A 14,009-nucleotide genomic window follows, 5' to 3' on the forward strand; every position below is an offset into this window, starting at 1 on the left:
CCCGCCGCACCGTTCCTACGGTGCGGCGGGCCCTCGGCGTTGCGCGTTCAGCCCCGCAGGGCCGCCGGGACGACGGCGAACAGCGCCGCCGCCAGGGTGACGGAGAGGCAGAGCGCCGCCCAGCGGGTGCAGATCCGGCGGCACTCGGCGCGGTAGCGGGCGGCCAGCCGGCGGCAGCGGTCGACGGCGCGGTCGACGACCTCCTCGGCGTAGCGCAGGCGGTCGGCGGCGTAGGCCTGTTCGAGGCCCTCCCGCTCCGCGTCGGGCAGCCAGGGGAACTGCGCGGCGAAGGCGCGGGCGTCCCGCTCGGCCGCCGCGACCTCCGCCTCCCAGGCCAGGAAGCCCTCGATGCGGGCGATCTCCACCCGGGGGTTCACCCGGCCGCCGCCGGCCGGCCTGCCCTGGCGCGGGGTCCGCGCCCTCGGCGGACGCTGTCTGCCACCCATGACCGCTCCTCAAGTCCTGTCGAGCCGTCCCGCCGGGATTCCTGCGGGGACGGGCTGCCACGTGAAGCCGCTCCGCGACCAGGCAACTACTATCAGCGACGAACCGCAGGTGGCAGGCGGCTCGCCACGACCCCGGAGGCCCGGAAAAACTTGCGCGCCACGCACTATTGCGTGGCACGCAGTTTCTGCGCGACAGTGGTGCCATGACGGACGGACAGCCCGGGCTGCGGGAGAAGAAGAAGGCCGCGACGCGGGACGCACTCAGCTGGGCGGCCCTGAGCCTGGCGGTGGAACGGGGCCTGGAGAACGTCCGGGTCGAGGACATCGCGGCCGCGGCCGGGGTCTCCCCGCGCACCTACAACAACTACTTCTCCAGCAAGGCCGAGGCGATCGTCCACCGGCACCGCGACCGGATCCTGCGGGCCGCCGAGGCCCTGCGGGCCCGCCCGGCGGAGGAGCCGCTGTGGGAGGCGCTGACCCAGGCCCTGGTCGAGCCCTTCGACGGCGCGGAGGAGGAGCCCGCCCCGGGGTGGATCGCCGCCGTGCGGCAGCTGCTGCGCGAGCCCTCGCTCCAGGCCGAACTGGTCCGCGGCGGCGCGCGGACCCGGGCCGAGCTCACCGCCGCGATCGCCGCCCGCACCGGCACCGACGCCGACCGGGACCTCTACCCGAAGCTGGTGGCCGCGGCCGCCCTCTCCGCCATGCAGGTCGCCAACGAGCACTACCTGGTCGCCGATCCGGTGGTGGCCTTCAAGCCGCTGTTCGCCGAGACCCTGCGACAGCTGGCAGCCGGGCTGCCCGATCCGTCCCACCGGTGAACCCACCCGGTGAACCCACCACTTCCGAGGGGGAATTGAGATGACCAACGAGGTCGTCATCGTCGGCGCCGGCCCGGTCGGGCTGTTCCTGGCCGCCGAACTGGCACTGAACGGAGTCCGGCCGGTGGTCCTGGACCGGCTGCCCGGGCGCTCCGGCGAGCAGAAGGCCAACGGGCTGGTCGGGCAGGTGATCCGGCTGCTCGACCACCGCGGCCTCCACCAGCCGCTCCGCGGCACCCCGGGTGCACCGAAGCCCGTACCCCGGTTCGTCTTCGGCGCCTTCCCGCTGGAGCTGCACCGGCTCGCCGCCAACCCGCTGCACGCCATGCCCGTGCCGCAGCACCGGATCGAGGAGGTGCTGGAGGCGCGCGCCCTCGAACTGGGCGTCACGGTCCTGCGCCGCTGCGAGGTCACCGGCTTCACCCAGGACCCGGACGGGGTGACCGTCGACCTCCAGGGCCCGGACGGTGCACGGCAGTTGCGCACCCGCTACCTGGTCGGCGCGGACGGCGGCCGCAGCACCGTCCGCAAGCTCGCCGGGATCGGCTTCCCCGGCGTCACCTCGCCCGACCCGGTCTCGCGGATCGCCCACGTACTGCCGCCCGAGGGCCTGCGCAGCACCGACGACGGCGAGATCCTGCTGCCCGGCTGCCCGACCCCGTTCCGCCCGTACACCCACACCCGCACCGAACACGGCGTGTTCGTCATCGCCCCCTTCAACCCGGAGGCCGTCATGATCGCCACCATGGAGTGGGGCGGCCCGCCGGTGGACGAGGCGGACCCGCTCACCCTGGACGAGCTGCGCGCCAGCATCCGCCGGGTCACCGGCGCCGACCTGCCGCTCACCCCCGCCCGTACGGCGGGACCGTTCACCCCGCGCCGCACCGTCGGCCACAACACCCGGCTCGCCGAGCGCTACCGGGAGGGCCGCGTCCTGCTGGTCGGCGACGCCGCCCACGTGCACGCCGCGACCGGCGGCCCCGGCCTCAACCTCGGCCTCCAGGACGCCGCCAACCTCGGCTGGAAGCTCGCCGCCGACCTCCGGGGCTGGGCCCCGCCCGGCCTGCTGGACAGCTACCAGAGCGAGCGCCGGCCGGTCGGCGAGCGGGTCTTCATGCACTCCCAGGCCCAGACCGCCCTGATGGCCCCCGGCCCCGCCACCACCGCGCTGCGCGCCCTGGTCGGCGAACTGATCGCCCACGACGACAACCTCGCCCGGATCGCCGCCCTGATGGCGGGCAGCGACGTCCGCTACGCCACCGGCTGCTCGCACCCGCTCGCCGGGGGCTTCGCCCCGGAGCTCGCCCTCGACACCCCGGACGGGAGCACCCGACTGGCCGAACTCGCCCACAGCGGACGGCCGTTGCTGCTCGACCTGACCGGCGGCACACTCGGCCTCGCGGACCGGGCGGCCGGCTGGAAGGACCGGGTCGACGTCCTCGCCGCCGACTGCGCACCGGCCCAGCCGCCCGCCGGAGCACTGCTGCTGCGCCCGGACGGCTACGTCGCCTGGGCCTGCGCCCCCGGCGAGGCCGACCGGGAGGGGCTGGACCGGGCGCTGCGCGACTGGTTCGGCGAGCCGCGGATCTGAGTACCCGCACCCGGGCGGACTGAGTACTCCACCGTTCCTTTGGACTGATCAGGAGTGAATCCCGATGAGCCGCACGCCCCGAACGGTCTTGGGCGCACTGGTCCCCGGCGTACTCAACCCCGATGGGCGACACGCATCCTGTGCGTGGTCCGTCCCGGGAGGCCGGTTCCCTCACGACCTGGCCAAGTGGGCACAGCCAGAGGCGACGGGGAGGTCCCGAACCATCACTCCGGTGGAGAGGGAGCCCCGAACGCTGGCGCCGTTCCCGGCGTCCCAGATCGCGAGCTCGACGCTACCGCAGTGACCGGACCGAACCCAATCCAGAGGGCGTGAGCGTGCAACGTGTGCGCCCTCATGTGCACTCCCGCTCACTCGCGGCCGAACAGCTCACAACCCCGGAGCTGTTCGCCCTCATGAGCATCGGCCCCGGCGCGTGACCCCGGGAATCGCCCCCGCCCGACGCCCCGTCAACTAGGGTCGTCGCGGCCGCTCCTCGACGGGCGGCGGGATCCGGACGAACGGGGACGCTGTGCGCATCGGAATCATCGGCACCGGCATGGTCGGCCAGACCCTGGCGAACAAGCTGGTGTCACTCGGCCACCAGGTGACGCTGGGCTCCCGGACCAAGGACAACGAGAAGGGGCTGGCCTGGGCCGGGCAGGCCGGCCCCGCCGGCAGCTGCGGGACCTTCGCCGAGGCGGCCGCCTTCGGCGAGGTGGTGCTCAACGCCACCGGCGGGACGGTCTCGCTGGCGGCGCTGCGCGCGGCCGGGGCCGAGCACCTCGCCGGGAAGCTGCTGATCGACGTGTCCAACCCGCTGGTGTTCGGCCCCGAGGGCGTCACCCTCGCCCCGGTGAACACCGACAGCGTCGGCGAGCAGATCCAGCGCGAGTTCCCCGAGGCCCGGGTGGTGAAGGCGCTCAACACGCTGAACTGCGAGCTGATGGTCGCCCCGGGGAAGCTGGCGGGCGAGCACAACCTGTTCATCGCCGGGAACGACGCCGACGCCAAGGCCGAGACGGTCGCCCTGCTGGGCGAGTTCGGCTGGCCGGCCGACTGGATCGTCGACCTCGGGGACATCACCGGCGCCCGGGCGACCGAGATGATGATGCCGTTCTGGCTCCGGATGATGGGCCACTTCGGCAGCGCCGAGTTCAACTACTCCTTCCGGCGGCCCGCGTAGCGCCCCGGGCCCGTCCCTCCCGGTGGAGGGGCGGGCCCGGCGTGCGCCGACCGGCCGTGGGGGACAATGGTCGGCATGTCCCGACGTCGTTCCGCGCCCCGCCCCGCCGCTCCCCGGCTGCTGCCGTCCTCCCCGTGCCCGTGCGGCCTGCCCGCCGCCTACGGCGACTGCTGCGGCCGGCTGCACCGCGGCCAGGCGAAGGCCACCACCGCCGAGTCGCTGATGCGCTCCCGGTTCAGCGCCTTCGCCGCCCAGGACGAGGCCTACCTGCTGCGCACCTGGCACCCGGACACCCGGCCCGACGAGGTCGACTTCGACCCGGCGCTGCGCTGGACCCGGCTGGAGGTGCTCTCCACCAGCGAGGGCGGCGCCTTCCACGCCGAGGGCACCGTCGCCTTCCGCGCGCACTGGACCGAGGGCGGCGAGGAGGGCGTGCTCAGCGAGCACAGCCGCTTCGTCCGGCACGAGGGCGCCTGGGTGTACCTCGACGCCCTCGCGCTCGGCTGAGCGGGACCACGACGGGCCTAGAGGTAGTCGTCCAGGCGGCCCAGTGAGAAGCCGGCCGCGGTGACGTCGTTGACCACCTTGCGCAGCAGGTCCGGCATGGTGGCCTTCCAGTCGGAGGTGCCGCGGAAGTGGGTGAGGATGATGTCGCCCGGGTGGAGCTTGCGGTCGTCGTAGCGCCACTCCATGTGGTCCGGGAAGGCCTCCTCGTTCCACAGCGGCACCGCCTGCACCCCGCAGGAGGCGGCGGCGCGCAGGGTGTCGTCGTTGTACTCGCCGTACGGGGGCCGGAAGAGCCGGGGGCGCACGCCGATCTGCTGCTCCAGCTGGTCCTGCTGGTCGCAGATCTCCCGGCGCTGGGTCTCGTAGTCGAGGACCTTGAGGTTGCGGTGGTTGATCGTGTGGTTGTTGATCTCCACGCCCTGCTTGTGCAGGTCCCGGAAGTAGCCGTAGTTGTCGCGGACGAGGTAGTCGGAGAGGAAGGCGCTGAGCGGGACCCCCAGCTCGGCCGCCATCCGGGCGAACTCCGGGTCCTTGTCGTAGCCGTCGTCGACGGTGAGGAAGACCACCTTCTCCTCGGTCGGCACCCGGAACACCACGGGCGGACGGCCGTCCTTCAGCTTGACGCCCTGCACCGGGGTGAGGACCGCCCTGGTCGCCGGGCGGGCCGGCGGCTTCAGCGGCGGGTGGTCGAGGCCCCAGCGCTGCGCCGTCTCCAGGACGGCGCGGGCGGCGTCGGCCTGGCGGGCCACCGCCTCGCTGCTGCTCTCCTCCTGCTCCCGGGCCAGGCCGGGGAGCTGCGGCGGAGCGGGCTGGGCGGCCCCGGGCGTCGCCGAGGCTCCGTCGGCCCCGGAAGCTCCGGATGCTGCGGGTGCTGCGACGGCCCCGGCGGCGGGTGCTCCGGCGGCGGGTGCCCCGGCGGCCGGGGCGGACTTCGGCTGGGCGGCGGGACCGGCGCAGCCGGTGACCACGGCGGTGAGGCAGACGGCGGCCAGCAGGCCGGTGCGCGCACTGCGCAGCTTCTGACCTCTCCTCAGATCCCCACTAATGCGACAAACTGATGGTCCGTTCATAGCTGCTACTGCTCCCCCGCCGCGCGCCCCCGCCAACCTCCCGTCACCCACCCGGGGCAACGGCACGCCGCCCGCCTTGCCGATCCTTTGCCGAATCCCCGCAACCGGCACGAAAACCCTTTGCGGCCGCGGCAGCCGGAAACGGATCATGCGCGTATGACCGACCGCTGGACCATCACCACCGCCGACGTGACCACCCCCGAGGCCACGCAGCTGCTGCGCGAGTACTACTACGACGTGGCCAACCGCTACTACCGCCTCCACCTGGACCGGGAGGGCACCCCGGAGGAGCTGGAGACCGGCCTCGCCGACTCCCCCAGCGACGACCTGGCCGCCCCCACCGGCCTCTTCCTGCTCGGCCGTTACGACGGCGCGCCCCAGTCCTGCGCCGGACTGCGCCGCCACGACGCCACCACCGTCGAACTCACCCGGGTCTTCGTCCGCCCCGGCCTGCGCGGCACGGGCGGCGGCGCCCGGCTGCTCGCCGCCGTCGACCACGCCGCCCGCACCCTGGGCGCCGAGCGGATCGTCCTCGACACCCGCCTCGACCTGGTCGAGGCCCGCGCCCTCTACCTGCGCAACGGCTACCGGGAGATACCGGCCTACGGCGACACCGGCCCCTACTCCGAGGTCTGGTACGGCAAGGACCTCACCGAGAGCCGCCCGTAGGGGAGCCGGGTCCTCAGGCGGGTTGGACGGCGATCGTGCAGAGACGCTTGGTGGCCCTGGTCAGGGCCACGTACAAGTCCCTGTCCCCGCCGGGGCGGGCCGCGATGATCTCCTCGGGGTCGATCACGACGACCCCGTCGAATTCCAGGCCGCGTGCTTCGGAGGCCGGCACGATGCGTGCGTGGCGGGCGATGCCCCGGGCCGTCAGCTCGCCGACCCTGGTGTCCGCGCAGACCACTCCCAGCAGCTCGCCCGGGTGTGCGGCGCTCTGGGCGCGGAGTTCCCGGGCGACGGCGTCGACCAGCCCGTCCGCGGGTGCGGTCACGGTGCGGGGGCTCTCACCGCTGCGCAGCGACCGGGTGGGCTTCTGGTCCGGGGCGATCCGCGCGAGCAGGCCGCGGACGCTCTCCAGGATCTCCTGCGTGGTGCGGTAGCTGACGGTCAGGTCGTGTAGCTTGAACCGCGGTCCGACGTGCGGGCTCAGGGCCTCCTTCCAGTCGCGTGCCGTCGCGACCGGGCCCGCCTGGGCGAAGTCGCCCACCAGCGTCATCCCCCGCGCCGGGCAGCGGCGCACGATCATCCGCCACTGCATCGCGGTCAGTTCCTGCGCCTCGTCGACGACCACGTGCCCGTACGTCCGCTCGGGCGGGCCGTCGACCAGGCTCGCCGCCTCGTCCAGCAACGGCACGTCGGCCTCGGTCCACGGGGCGTCCGGACCGCGCAGCAGCAGGGACCGCTCCTGCGCGCTCAGGCGGGGCAGGTGCTCGGCGAGGGCGTCGGCGTCCGTCAGGAGCGCCGTCACGAGGTCACCGGGTGCCAGCCGCGGCCACAGCGCCTCGACCGCCCGGTCGACGCCGGCGTCGTCGAGGAGGTCGGCCCGGACGGCGTCCAGGTCCAGCTCGTGGGCCGGACCCGGGTCGGCCGCGCCTTCGGCACGGCGCTGGGCGGCTCCGGTGAACCGGTCGAGGTCCAGGCCCGTCATCGCGGCGGCATCGGCGTCGATCTGCTCCAGGAGGTCGCCCATGTCCCGTTGCATCGCGTCGGTGACGGCGTCGACCAGGAGCTCCTTGAACACCTGGCGCGCGGGGTGGTGCCCCGCCACGGCCGCCACGGCGGCGGCGCGTGCCGTGGCGACCTCCGCGCCGGACAGCCGGACCGCTTCCCGCCCCACTCGCACGGTGAAGTCACCGGCGGGGGCCTGGTGGGCGCGCAGCAGGCCGGCCAGGGCCTCGGCGAGCTCGGAGGTGCCCTTGAGCCGCGCCGTGTCGAACGGGTCCACCGCGTCCGTGGACACTCCGGCCAGTTCCCGGCAGGTCGCCAGGACGACGTCGTTCTCCCCGAGCGAGGGCAGGACCTGGGAGATGTAGTCGAGGAACCGGGCGTTCGGGCCCACCACCAGGACGCCCTCCTCCGCGGCGCGCGGGAACGCGTACAGGACGTAGGCCGCCCGGTGCAGGGCGACCACCGTCTTGCCGGTGCCCGGCCCGCCCTGCACCACGGTCACGCCGCGGTGGGCGGAGCGGACGATCTCGTCCTGCTCGGCCTGGAGCGTCGCGACGGCCGCGTGCATCCTGCCCGTACGCCGTGCCGACAGGGCCTCCGTCAACGGGCCGTCCCCCACCACGTCCTCGTCGGTCGGGGCGCTCCCGTCCAGCAGTTCGTCGCTGACCGAGACGACCGTGCGCTCCTCGAGGCACAGGTGCCGGCGCCGCCGCAGGCCCATCGGGTGGACCGGTGTCGCCTCGTAGAAGGGCCGCGCCGCGTTCGCCCGCCAGTCCACCAACAGCGGCAGGTCGTCGTCCTGCGAATGCAGTCCGATCCGACCGATGCGCAGGGCCGTGCCGTCCGTCCAGTCGACGCGGCCGAAGACCAGCCCCTTTTCGGCGCCCGCCAGCCGACCGATTTCCCTGGCCAGCCGATCGGCGGCGATTTCCCGCTCGTACGCCTCACCAGCGCTTTCCGCCGGGGAATTCAACACGCTCGCCCGCTGTGCCCTCGCCTCGGAAAGCCGCTCGGTGAGCACCTCGTACAACGAGGACACATATTCCCGCTCCGAGTCAACCGCGGGCACAACAGGATCATTCGTCTTCGACAACAGCAGGCTCCTTCGAATCGAGCCATACCATACGGTCAAAATTCTCGGAAGGTAAGTCTTGACTTACCTGTTGAATCCATGTCCCGGCGACTGAATCCCTGACGGCCGACCGTGCGGCGCATCAAGAATTCCGCTTTTCCGCATATCGCCGATCGCTTGCCGCACTCAGGAAATGAAAAGGGGAAGATCCGGTGACACCGGTCTACGCTTTCGGGCTCACTCCGGCGCCCTCGCCCAGGGCCACGGCCAGTTCGGCGGCCGAGGGCGGGTTGGCCCCGGGGCGGGAGACGGTCAGCGCGGCGGCGGTGACGGCCGCGGTGAGACAGCCGGCGAGGTCGGTGCCGGCGGCGCGGGCGTGCAGGAAGGCGGCCATGAAGGAGTCGCCGGCGCCGACGGTGTCCGCGACCGTGACCGGGACGGCCGCGGCCCGCTCCCGGCGGCCGTCCGCGGTGAGCGCGAAGGCGCCCTCCGCGCCGAGGGTGACGGCGACCACGGCGGGGCCGAGGGTGAGCCAGCGCTCGGCCACCGCCTCGACCGGCTCGCCCGGGTAGAGCCAGGCGAGGTCCTCGTCGCTGGCCTTGACCAGGTCGCTCAGCGCCACGCAGCGCTCCACCCGGCGGACGGCCTCCACCCGTTCGCCCATCAGCGCGGGGCGCACGTTCGGGTCGTAGCTGACCTGCGCGCGGTCGCGCCAGCGCTCCACCAGGGCGAGCACCGCGGCGGCGCCCGGCTCGGTGACCGCGCCGATCGAGCCGAGGTGGATCGCGGCGGGGGCGGCGGTGAGTTCGGTGGGCGGCAGGGTCCAGCCGATGTCGAAGGTGTACTCGGGCCGCCCCTGCCCGTCCAGCCGCACCACCGCCGAGGGCGTGCGCGCCACCTCGGCGGCCCGGACCTCCACTCCGGCCGACTCCAGGTGGCTCCGGATCAGCTTCCCGTTGGCGTCCGGCCCCAGCTCGGTGAGCAGCACCGCCGGGCGGCCCAGCCGGGCCAGGCCGTACGCGAGGTTGGCGGGGCTGCCGCCGGGGTGGACGCGGTCGGGGGCGCCGTCGGTGCGGACGATGTCGGCGACGCACTCGCCGATCACCAGGAGGGGCGAGGCGGGGGTGGTCACGGCGGCTCCTGGCTCCGGTTCGCGGGCGACGGGTTCGCGGGCGACGTCCGGGGGCAGCCTACGCGGTGCGGCCGCGGAGCCGTCCGGGCACAGGAGTACGGCCGCCGGACCTGGCCAGGTTCTCCGACGGCCGTGGCCCCGTCCGTCAGGGGACGAAGCACTACGAACGCTAGCCCCGGGCCGGGGGCGCCGCCAGCAGCGTGCGCCGTCCGGGGGACGTCCGCGTGTCGCCATGGTTCCGATCGGTTCCGGCCGGATCCGGTCGGCTCCGGGCGGATCCCGATGGGCGGACCTGACGGTCCACTAGCATCCGTGCCCGGTGCCTCGCGCCCGCACCGCCGACCCACCGGCCCCGACCTCCGAAGTGTGGTGATCGCCCTGTCCAGGCCCCGTGTCGGTCTCGCCCTGGCGCTCGTGCTGAGTGCGGCGCTGCTGTCCACGAGCGTCCCGCCGGCCACGGCCGTGGACGGGTTGGGCGATCCGGTCTTCCCGACGCTCGGCAACACCGGGTACCGGGCGCTCGCCTACGACCTGTCCTTCGAGTACCGGGCCGACACCCGGACCGTGGACGCCACCGCGGTGATCACCGCCCGGCCCTCCCGCACCCTGGCCGCCCTCTCCCTGGACGCGCTCGGCCTGGACGTGCACGCCGTACGGGTCGACGGGCGGGCGGCCCGGTTCGCCACCCACGACGAGAAGCTGACCGTCACCCCCGCGGAGCCACTGCGCCGCGGCAGCACGGCGCGACTGACCGTCGAGTACACCGCCGACCCGCGCGCCGCCCTGCCGCACACCGGCTGGGTGCCGACCCGCAACGGCTTCGCGGTGGCCGGCCAGCCCGCCAGCGCCCACACCGTCTTCCCGTGCAACGACCACCCGAGCGACAAGGCCCGCTTCACCATCGCGGTGACCGCGCCGGACCCGCTGCTGGGCGTCGCCAACGGGCAGTTGACGCAGACCGTGCCGCTCGGCGACGGCCGCACCACCCGGCGGTACACCTCCCGCGAGCCGATGGCCACCGAACTCGTCCAGGTGTCCGTCGGCGACTACACCGTCCGCGAGCGCACCGGACCGCGCGGGCTGCCGCTGCGCGACGTCGTGCCGACCGCCCGGGTCGCCGAGCTGGCCCCGGCGTTGGACCTCACGGCCGACCAACTCGTCTGGGCCGAGCGGCACTTGGGGCCGTTCCCGTTCGAGACCTACGGCATCCTGCCGGCCGACACCGACGACCCGGCGGCCTTCGGCTTCACCGGACTGGAGACCCAGACCCTCACCCTCTACAAGCCCGGCTTCCTGCGCCAGGCCGAGCCAGCGATCGGCTCGCACATGATGCACGAGCTGGTGCACTCCTGGTTCGGCGACAGCGTCTCCCCCGCCACCTGGGCCGACCTGTGGCTCAACGAGGGCCACGCCGACTACTACGGCCTCGGCTACCGCTACGAGCGCGGCTGGCCCGACGCCTGGGGCGACACCACCCTGACCGACCGGATGCGCCGGGTCTACGGCCTCGGCGACCAGTGGCGGCACGACTCCGGCCCGGTCGCCTCGCCCACCGCCGCCACGCTCTTCGACGACCAGCGGTACACCGGCGGCGCCCTGGTGCTGTTCGCCCTGCGCGAGAAGGTCGGGGAGGCGACCTTCGACCGGATCGAGCGGACCTTCCTGCGCGAGCACCGCTACGGCACCGCCACCACCCGGGACTACGTGCGCACCGCCTCGGAGGTCTCCGGGCAGGACCTCGGCGGCTTCCTGGACGACTGGCTGTACGGGCGGCGCACCCCGCCGATGCCGGGGCACCCGGACTGGACGGTGGCGCCGGTGTCCACCGCTCCGGCCGCCGGCGCACGACCGGTCGGACCCGGGTCGCCGGAGCACTCGGGGACGGTCTGACGCCCTTCGCGGACTCTGCTCCGCTTTCGAACGCTCTGCCGCGATTCGCCCGCCCGGTCGCGCCTCCGCGCACGTCCGGGCGCCCCCGTGCGCCCCTGTCCGTCCGGGGCCGACCGAGCCATGGTTGTCCCCACGGCCCGCCTGCCGCCCGGCCTAGCCCCGGCCGGCACGCGGGCCGTCCAACGTCCGCCGCCGGGCCCCGGGCAGCCGCGGGCGCGGCCCTGGGCGCGGCCCGGAGTTCGGCCCTGGGCGCGGGCCTGGGCGCGGCCCTGGGCGCGGGCCTGGGCGCGGCCCTGGGCGCGGCCCGCGAAAAATACCCGCGACCGGCAGGCAACCCCCCGCGTCGCCCATCGCGTTCAGCAGCCGTGAGAATGACACCTTCGAGAACGCGGCCCGCCGGGCCGCCACGGCTGACGGGAACGGTACGGACACCATGGCAGGGGCAGGGGCGGCAGCAGGATGAGGGACGCGACACCGGACTTCACGGAGTTCGTCGCCGCCTGCGGCCCCAAGATGCTGCGCACGGCCTGGCTGCTCACCGGGGACCCGCACCAGGCCGAGGACCTGCTGCAGACCGCACTCGCCAAGATCTGGCCCCGCTGGGAGCTGATCGCCCGCGAGCGGCCCGAGGCGTACCTGCGGAAGGTCATGGTCAACTGCCACGTCTCCTGGTGGCGGCGGCGCTGGACCGGGGAACTGCCGCACGGCGAGCTGCCGGAACCGGTGGCCTCCCGGGCCGACCCCTTCGACGACGTGGTGCTCGGCCAGGTGGTCGCCGAGGCGGTCCGGGCACTGCCCCCGCGTCAGCGGGCCGTGGTGGTGCTGCGCTTCTTCGAGGACCTCAGCGTGGAGGAGACGGCCGAGGTGCTGCGCTGCAGCACCGGCACGGTCAAGAGCCAGTCGCACCGGGCGCTGGCCACCCTGCGCGGCCGGCTCCCGGCCCGGGAACTGCTGCTGGACGGGGGAAGCCGTGAACTGGTCTGAACCGCGGGACGGCGCCGGGGGGACCGAGGACGAGCTGCGCGTCCTGCTGCACGAGGCCGTCCCGGCCCTGGCCGCACCGGACGACCGGATGGAGCGGGTGTTCGCCCGGGCCGCCCGGACCAGGCGGCGACGGCGGAACGCCGGGCTCGGAGTCGGGCTGACCGGCGGACTGGTCGCCGCCGCGCTGGCCGCCGCCCCGGCGATCGCGCCGGCGCCGGCCCCGGAGCAGCGGGCCGCGGCCCAGCCGACGGTCACGGCGGCCCCGTCCACCCCGCCCTCCGCCACGGGGACGGGCGGCCCGATCCGCTTCCCCGACGTCGACGGCCTCACCGCCACCCTGCCGCAGGGCTGGTTCGCGTTGCCCGTCTCCGGTGCCCCGCACCAGGCCATCGGCTACCTGGCCAACCGGCCGTTCGACCCGAAGGCGGCCTGCGCCGGATCGGCCACCCCTTGCGGCGCACCGGCCGCGCAGGCGGCCCCGGACCGGGTCCTGCTCACCCTGCGGCTGGTGAACGCGCCGGACGCGGGCGGCCGGCCGAACGGGGCGACCATCGGCATGGCGGACACCCCCGTCGGCAAGGACTGCGCGGACCGCAACGGCGACCGGGAACTCGTCGGCCAGCGGAGCCTCGACCTCAACGGCCCCGTCCTGGTCGAGCTGACGGCCTGTGCCCGGGAGGTCTCGGAGCCGACGCTGCGGCAGGTGCAGCAGGTGCTCGAATCGATCCGGGCGGACGGCCACTGATCCCCCGCCCGCTCCGCTGAGCGTCCTTCGACGCTCTCGACATCCCTCGGCTCGCTCGACTTCTCCCGGCCCTTCGGCCGCTCATCGAAACGGAACGCCATGTCCCTACCCCGTCGCGCCCTCGTGGGGTTGGCGCTGCTCCTGGTGGGCTGCGCACCCGACGGCTCCTCGCCCTCCGCCGCCGTCAGCCCCGCGCTCGGTGCCACCTCCGCACCCGCCGTCTCCGCGCCGGACGTCCCGGCTCCGGACGTCCCCGCCGGGCAACCGGTCGCCGTCGCCGCCGCGCGGCCCGCCCCACCGGAGTTGCCGCGCCAACTCCCCGGCGTCGGAGCGCAGTTGCGCAGCGCGATACCGGCCGGGGCACGGCAGGCGCTGGTGGTCACCGGCGACGGTCCCGACGCCTCGACCGGGCACGCCGTGCTCTACCGCGACGACGGCGACGGCTGGCTCGCCGGGCCGACCTGGCCGACCCGCAACGCCAGGAAGGGCTGGACCACCGACCACCGCCAGGGCGATCTGCGCTCCCCCGTCGGGGTGTTCACGCTCAGCGACGCGGGCGGCCGGCTGCCCGACCCGGGAAGCCGGCTGCCGTACGACCGGTCCGATGACTTCGTGATCTCGGGCACCGGGTTCGACGGCGAGCCGCTGGCCGGGGCCTTCGACTACGTGGTCGCGATCGACTACAACCGCGTCCCCGGCTCGACCCCGCTCGACCGGCGCCGCCCGCGCGGCAGCGGCTACGGCGGCGGCATCTGGCTGCACGTCGACCACGGCGGGCCGACCCACGGTTGCGTCAGCATGACCGCCGACCGGATGCGCGAGCTCCTGACGGCGCTCGATCCGGCGCTCCACCCGGTGGTGGTGATGGGGGACGCCGCGGCGCTGGCCCGCTGACCGTGA

The 14,009-nt window shown here is 74.5% G+C and carries 13 protein-coding genes; 9 read left to right on the plus strand and 4 right to left on the minus strand.

Features of this window, described 5'->3' with window-relative positions:
• Window positions 1-47: 47 nt before the first annotated feature.
• Entirely contained in the window at window positions 48-446 is a 399-nt protein-coding gene (locus ACFVXG_RS13715; RefSeq protein ID WP_387927166.1) for a cytochrome C oxidase subunit I, read from the minus strand.
• A gap of 203 nt (window positions 447-649) precedes the next feature.
• Here ACFVXG_RS13715 and ACFVXG_RS13720 point away from each other — a divergent pair, with 203 nt between their 5' ends.
• The 4 genes from ACFVXG_RS13720 (at window position 650) to ACFVXG_RS13735 (ending at window position 4,545) form a co-directional block, all read left to right on the plus strand.
• Window positions 650-1,264 carry a TetR family transcriptional regulator gene (locus tag ACFVXG_RS13720; protein WP_387927168.1) on the plus strand — a complete coding sequence of 205 codons (615 nt, stop codon included), beginning with the start codon at window positions 650-652 and terminating at the stop codon, window positions 1,262-1,264.
• A gap of 40 nt (window positions 1,265-1,304) precedes the next feature.
• Entirely contained in the window at window positions 1,305-2,855 is a 1,551-nt protein-coding gene (locus ACFVXG_RS13725; protein ID WP_387927169.1) for an FAD-dependent monooxygenase, read from the plus strand.
• Window positions 2,856-3,384: 529 nt separating this feature from the next.
• Window positions 3,385-4,038 (plus strand): NADPH-dependent F420 reductase, encoded by a 654-nt coding sequence (locus tag ACFVXG_RS13730; RefSeq protein ID WP_387927171.1) that lies wholly within the window; start codon window positions 3,385-3,387, stop codon window positions 4,036-4,038.
• Window positions 4,039-4,113: 75 nt separating this feature from the next.
• The gene (locus tag ACFVXG_RS13735; RefSeq protein WP_387927173.1) at window positions 4,114-4,545 is read left to right on the plus strand and encodes a YchJ family protein; all 432 of its coding nucleotides are present in this window, start codon (window positions 4,114-4,116) and stop codon (window positions 4,543-4,545) included.
• A 17-nt stretch (window positions 4,546-4,562) separates the two neighbouring features.
• Here the strand turns inward: ACFVXG_RS13735 and ACFVXG_RS13740 are convergent, their stop codons facing one another.
• A complete protein-coding gene (locus tag ACFVXG_RS13740) occupies window positions 4,563-5,615 on the minus strand; it encodes a polysaccharide deacetylase family protein (protein ID WP_387927174.1) in 1,053 nt (350 codons plus the stop codon).
• 156 nt (window positions 5,616-5,771) lie between these two features.
• Between ACFVXG_RS13740 and ACFVXG_RS13745 the strand changes: the two genes are divergently transcribed.
• Window positions 5,772-6,284 carry a GNAT family N-acetyltransferase gene (locus ACFVXG_RS13745; RefSeq protein ID WP_387927176.1) on the plus strand — a complete coding sequence of 171 codons (513 nt, stop codon included), beginning with the start codon at window positions 5,772-5,774 and terminating at the stop codon, window positions 6,282-6,284.
• A 13-nt stretch (window positions 6,285-6,297) separates the two neighbouring features.
• Here the strand turns inward: ACFVXG_RS13745 and ACFVXG_RS13750 are convergent, their stop codons facing one another.
• Both ACFVXG_RS13750 and ACFVXG_RS13755 read right to left on the minus strand, forming a co-directional pair.
• Window positions 6,298-8,325 carry a HelD family protein gene (locus ACFVXG_RS13750; protein ID WP_387927178.1) on the minus strand — a complete coding sequence of 676 codons (2,028 nt, stop codon included), beginning with the start codon at window positions 8,323-8,325 and terminating at the stop codon, window positions 6,298-6,300.
• 256 nt (window positions 8,326-8,581) lie between these two features.
• Complete coding sequence (locus tag ACFVXG_RS13755) at window positions 8,582-9,490, minus strand: carbohydrate kinase (RefSeq protein WP_387927180.1); 909 nt, start codon at window positions 9,488-9,490, stop codon at window positions 8,582-8,584.
• Between the two features lie 312 nt (window positions 9,491-9,802).
• Here ACFVXG_RS13755 and ACFVXG_RS13760 point away from each other — a divergent pair, with 312 nt between their 5' ends.
• The 4 genes from ACFVXG_RS13760 (at window position 9,803) to ACFVXG_RS13775 (ending at window position 14,003) form a co-directional block, all read left to right on the plus strand.
• Entirely contained in the window at window positions 9,803-11,380 is a 1,578-nt protein-coding gene (locus ACFVXG_RS13760) for a M1 family metallopeptidase (protein ID WP_387927182.1), read from the plus strand.
• Window positions 11,381-11,839: 459 nt separating this feature from the next.
• A complete protein-coding gene (locus ACFVXG_RS13765) occupies window positions 11,840-12,364 on the plus strand; it encodes a SigE family RNA polymerase sigma factor (protein ID WP_387927183.1) in 525 nt (174 codons plus the stop codon).
• On the plus strand, window positions 12,351-13,109 hold the full coding sequence (locus ACFVXG_RS13770; protein ID WP_387927185.1) for a hypothetical protein: 759 nt from the start codon (window positions 12,351-12,353) through the stop codon (window positions 13,107-13,109). The genes ACFVXG_RS13765 and ACFVXG_RS13770 overlap by 14 nt, the downstream gene beginning before the upstream one ends.
• Window positions 13,110-13,208: 99 nt before the next feature.
• Complete coding sequence (locus ACFVXG_RS13775) at window positions 13,209-14,003, plus strand: L,D-transpeptidase family protein (RefSeq protein ID WP_387927187.1); 795 nt, start codon at window positions 13,209-13,211, stop codon at window positions 14,001-14,003.
• Window positions 14,004-14,009 lie beyond the last annotated feature (6 nt).

This window comes from Kitasatospora sp. NPDC058162 (assembly GCF_042884005.1).
Classification (GTDB): domain Bacteria; phylum Actinomycetota; class Actinomycetes; order Streptomycetales; family Streptomycetaceae; genus Kitasatospora.

What these genes read in the sequence shown, in the direction of transcription:
- ACFVXG_RS13765 (WP_387927183.1), top strand. Translation starts at nt 11,840, where the DNA reads ATGAGGGACGCGACACCGGACTTCACGGAGTTCGTCGCCGCCTGCGGC.
- ACFVXG_RS13735 (WP_387927173.1), top strand. Translation starts at nt 4,114, where the DNA reads ATGTCCCGACGTCGTTCCGCGCCCCGCCCCGCCGCTCCCCGGCTGCTG.
- ACFVXG_RS13775 (WP_387927187.1), top strand. Translation starts at nt 13,209, where the DNA reads ATGTCCCTACCCCGTCGCGCCCTCGTGGGGTTGGCGCTGCTCCTGGTG.
- ACFVXG_RS13740 (WP_387927174.1), bottom strand. Translation starts at nt 5,615, where the DNA reads ATGAACGGACCATCAGTTTGTCGCATTAGTGGGGATCTGAGGAGAGGT.
- ACFVXG_RS13715 (WP_387927166.1), bottom strand. Translation starts at nt 446, where the DNA reads ATGGGTGGCAGACAGCGTCCGCCGAGGGCGCGGACCCCGCGCCAGGGC.
- ACFVXG_RS13725 (WP_387927169.1), top strand. Translation starts at nt 1,305, where the DNA reads ATGACCAACGAGGTCGTCATCGTCGGCGCCGGCCCGGTCGGGCTGTTC.
- ACFVXG_RS13745 (WP_387927176.1), top strand. Translation starts at nt 5,772, where the DNA reads ATGACCGACCGCTGGACCATCACCACCGCCGACGTGACCACCCCCGAG.
- ACFVXG_RS13720 (WP_387927168.1), top strand. Translation starts at nt 650, where the DNA reads ATGACGGACGGACAGCCCGGGCTGCGGGAGAAGAAGAAGGCCGCGACG.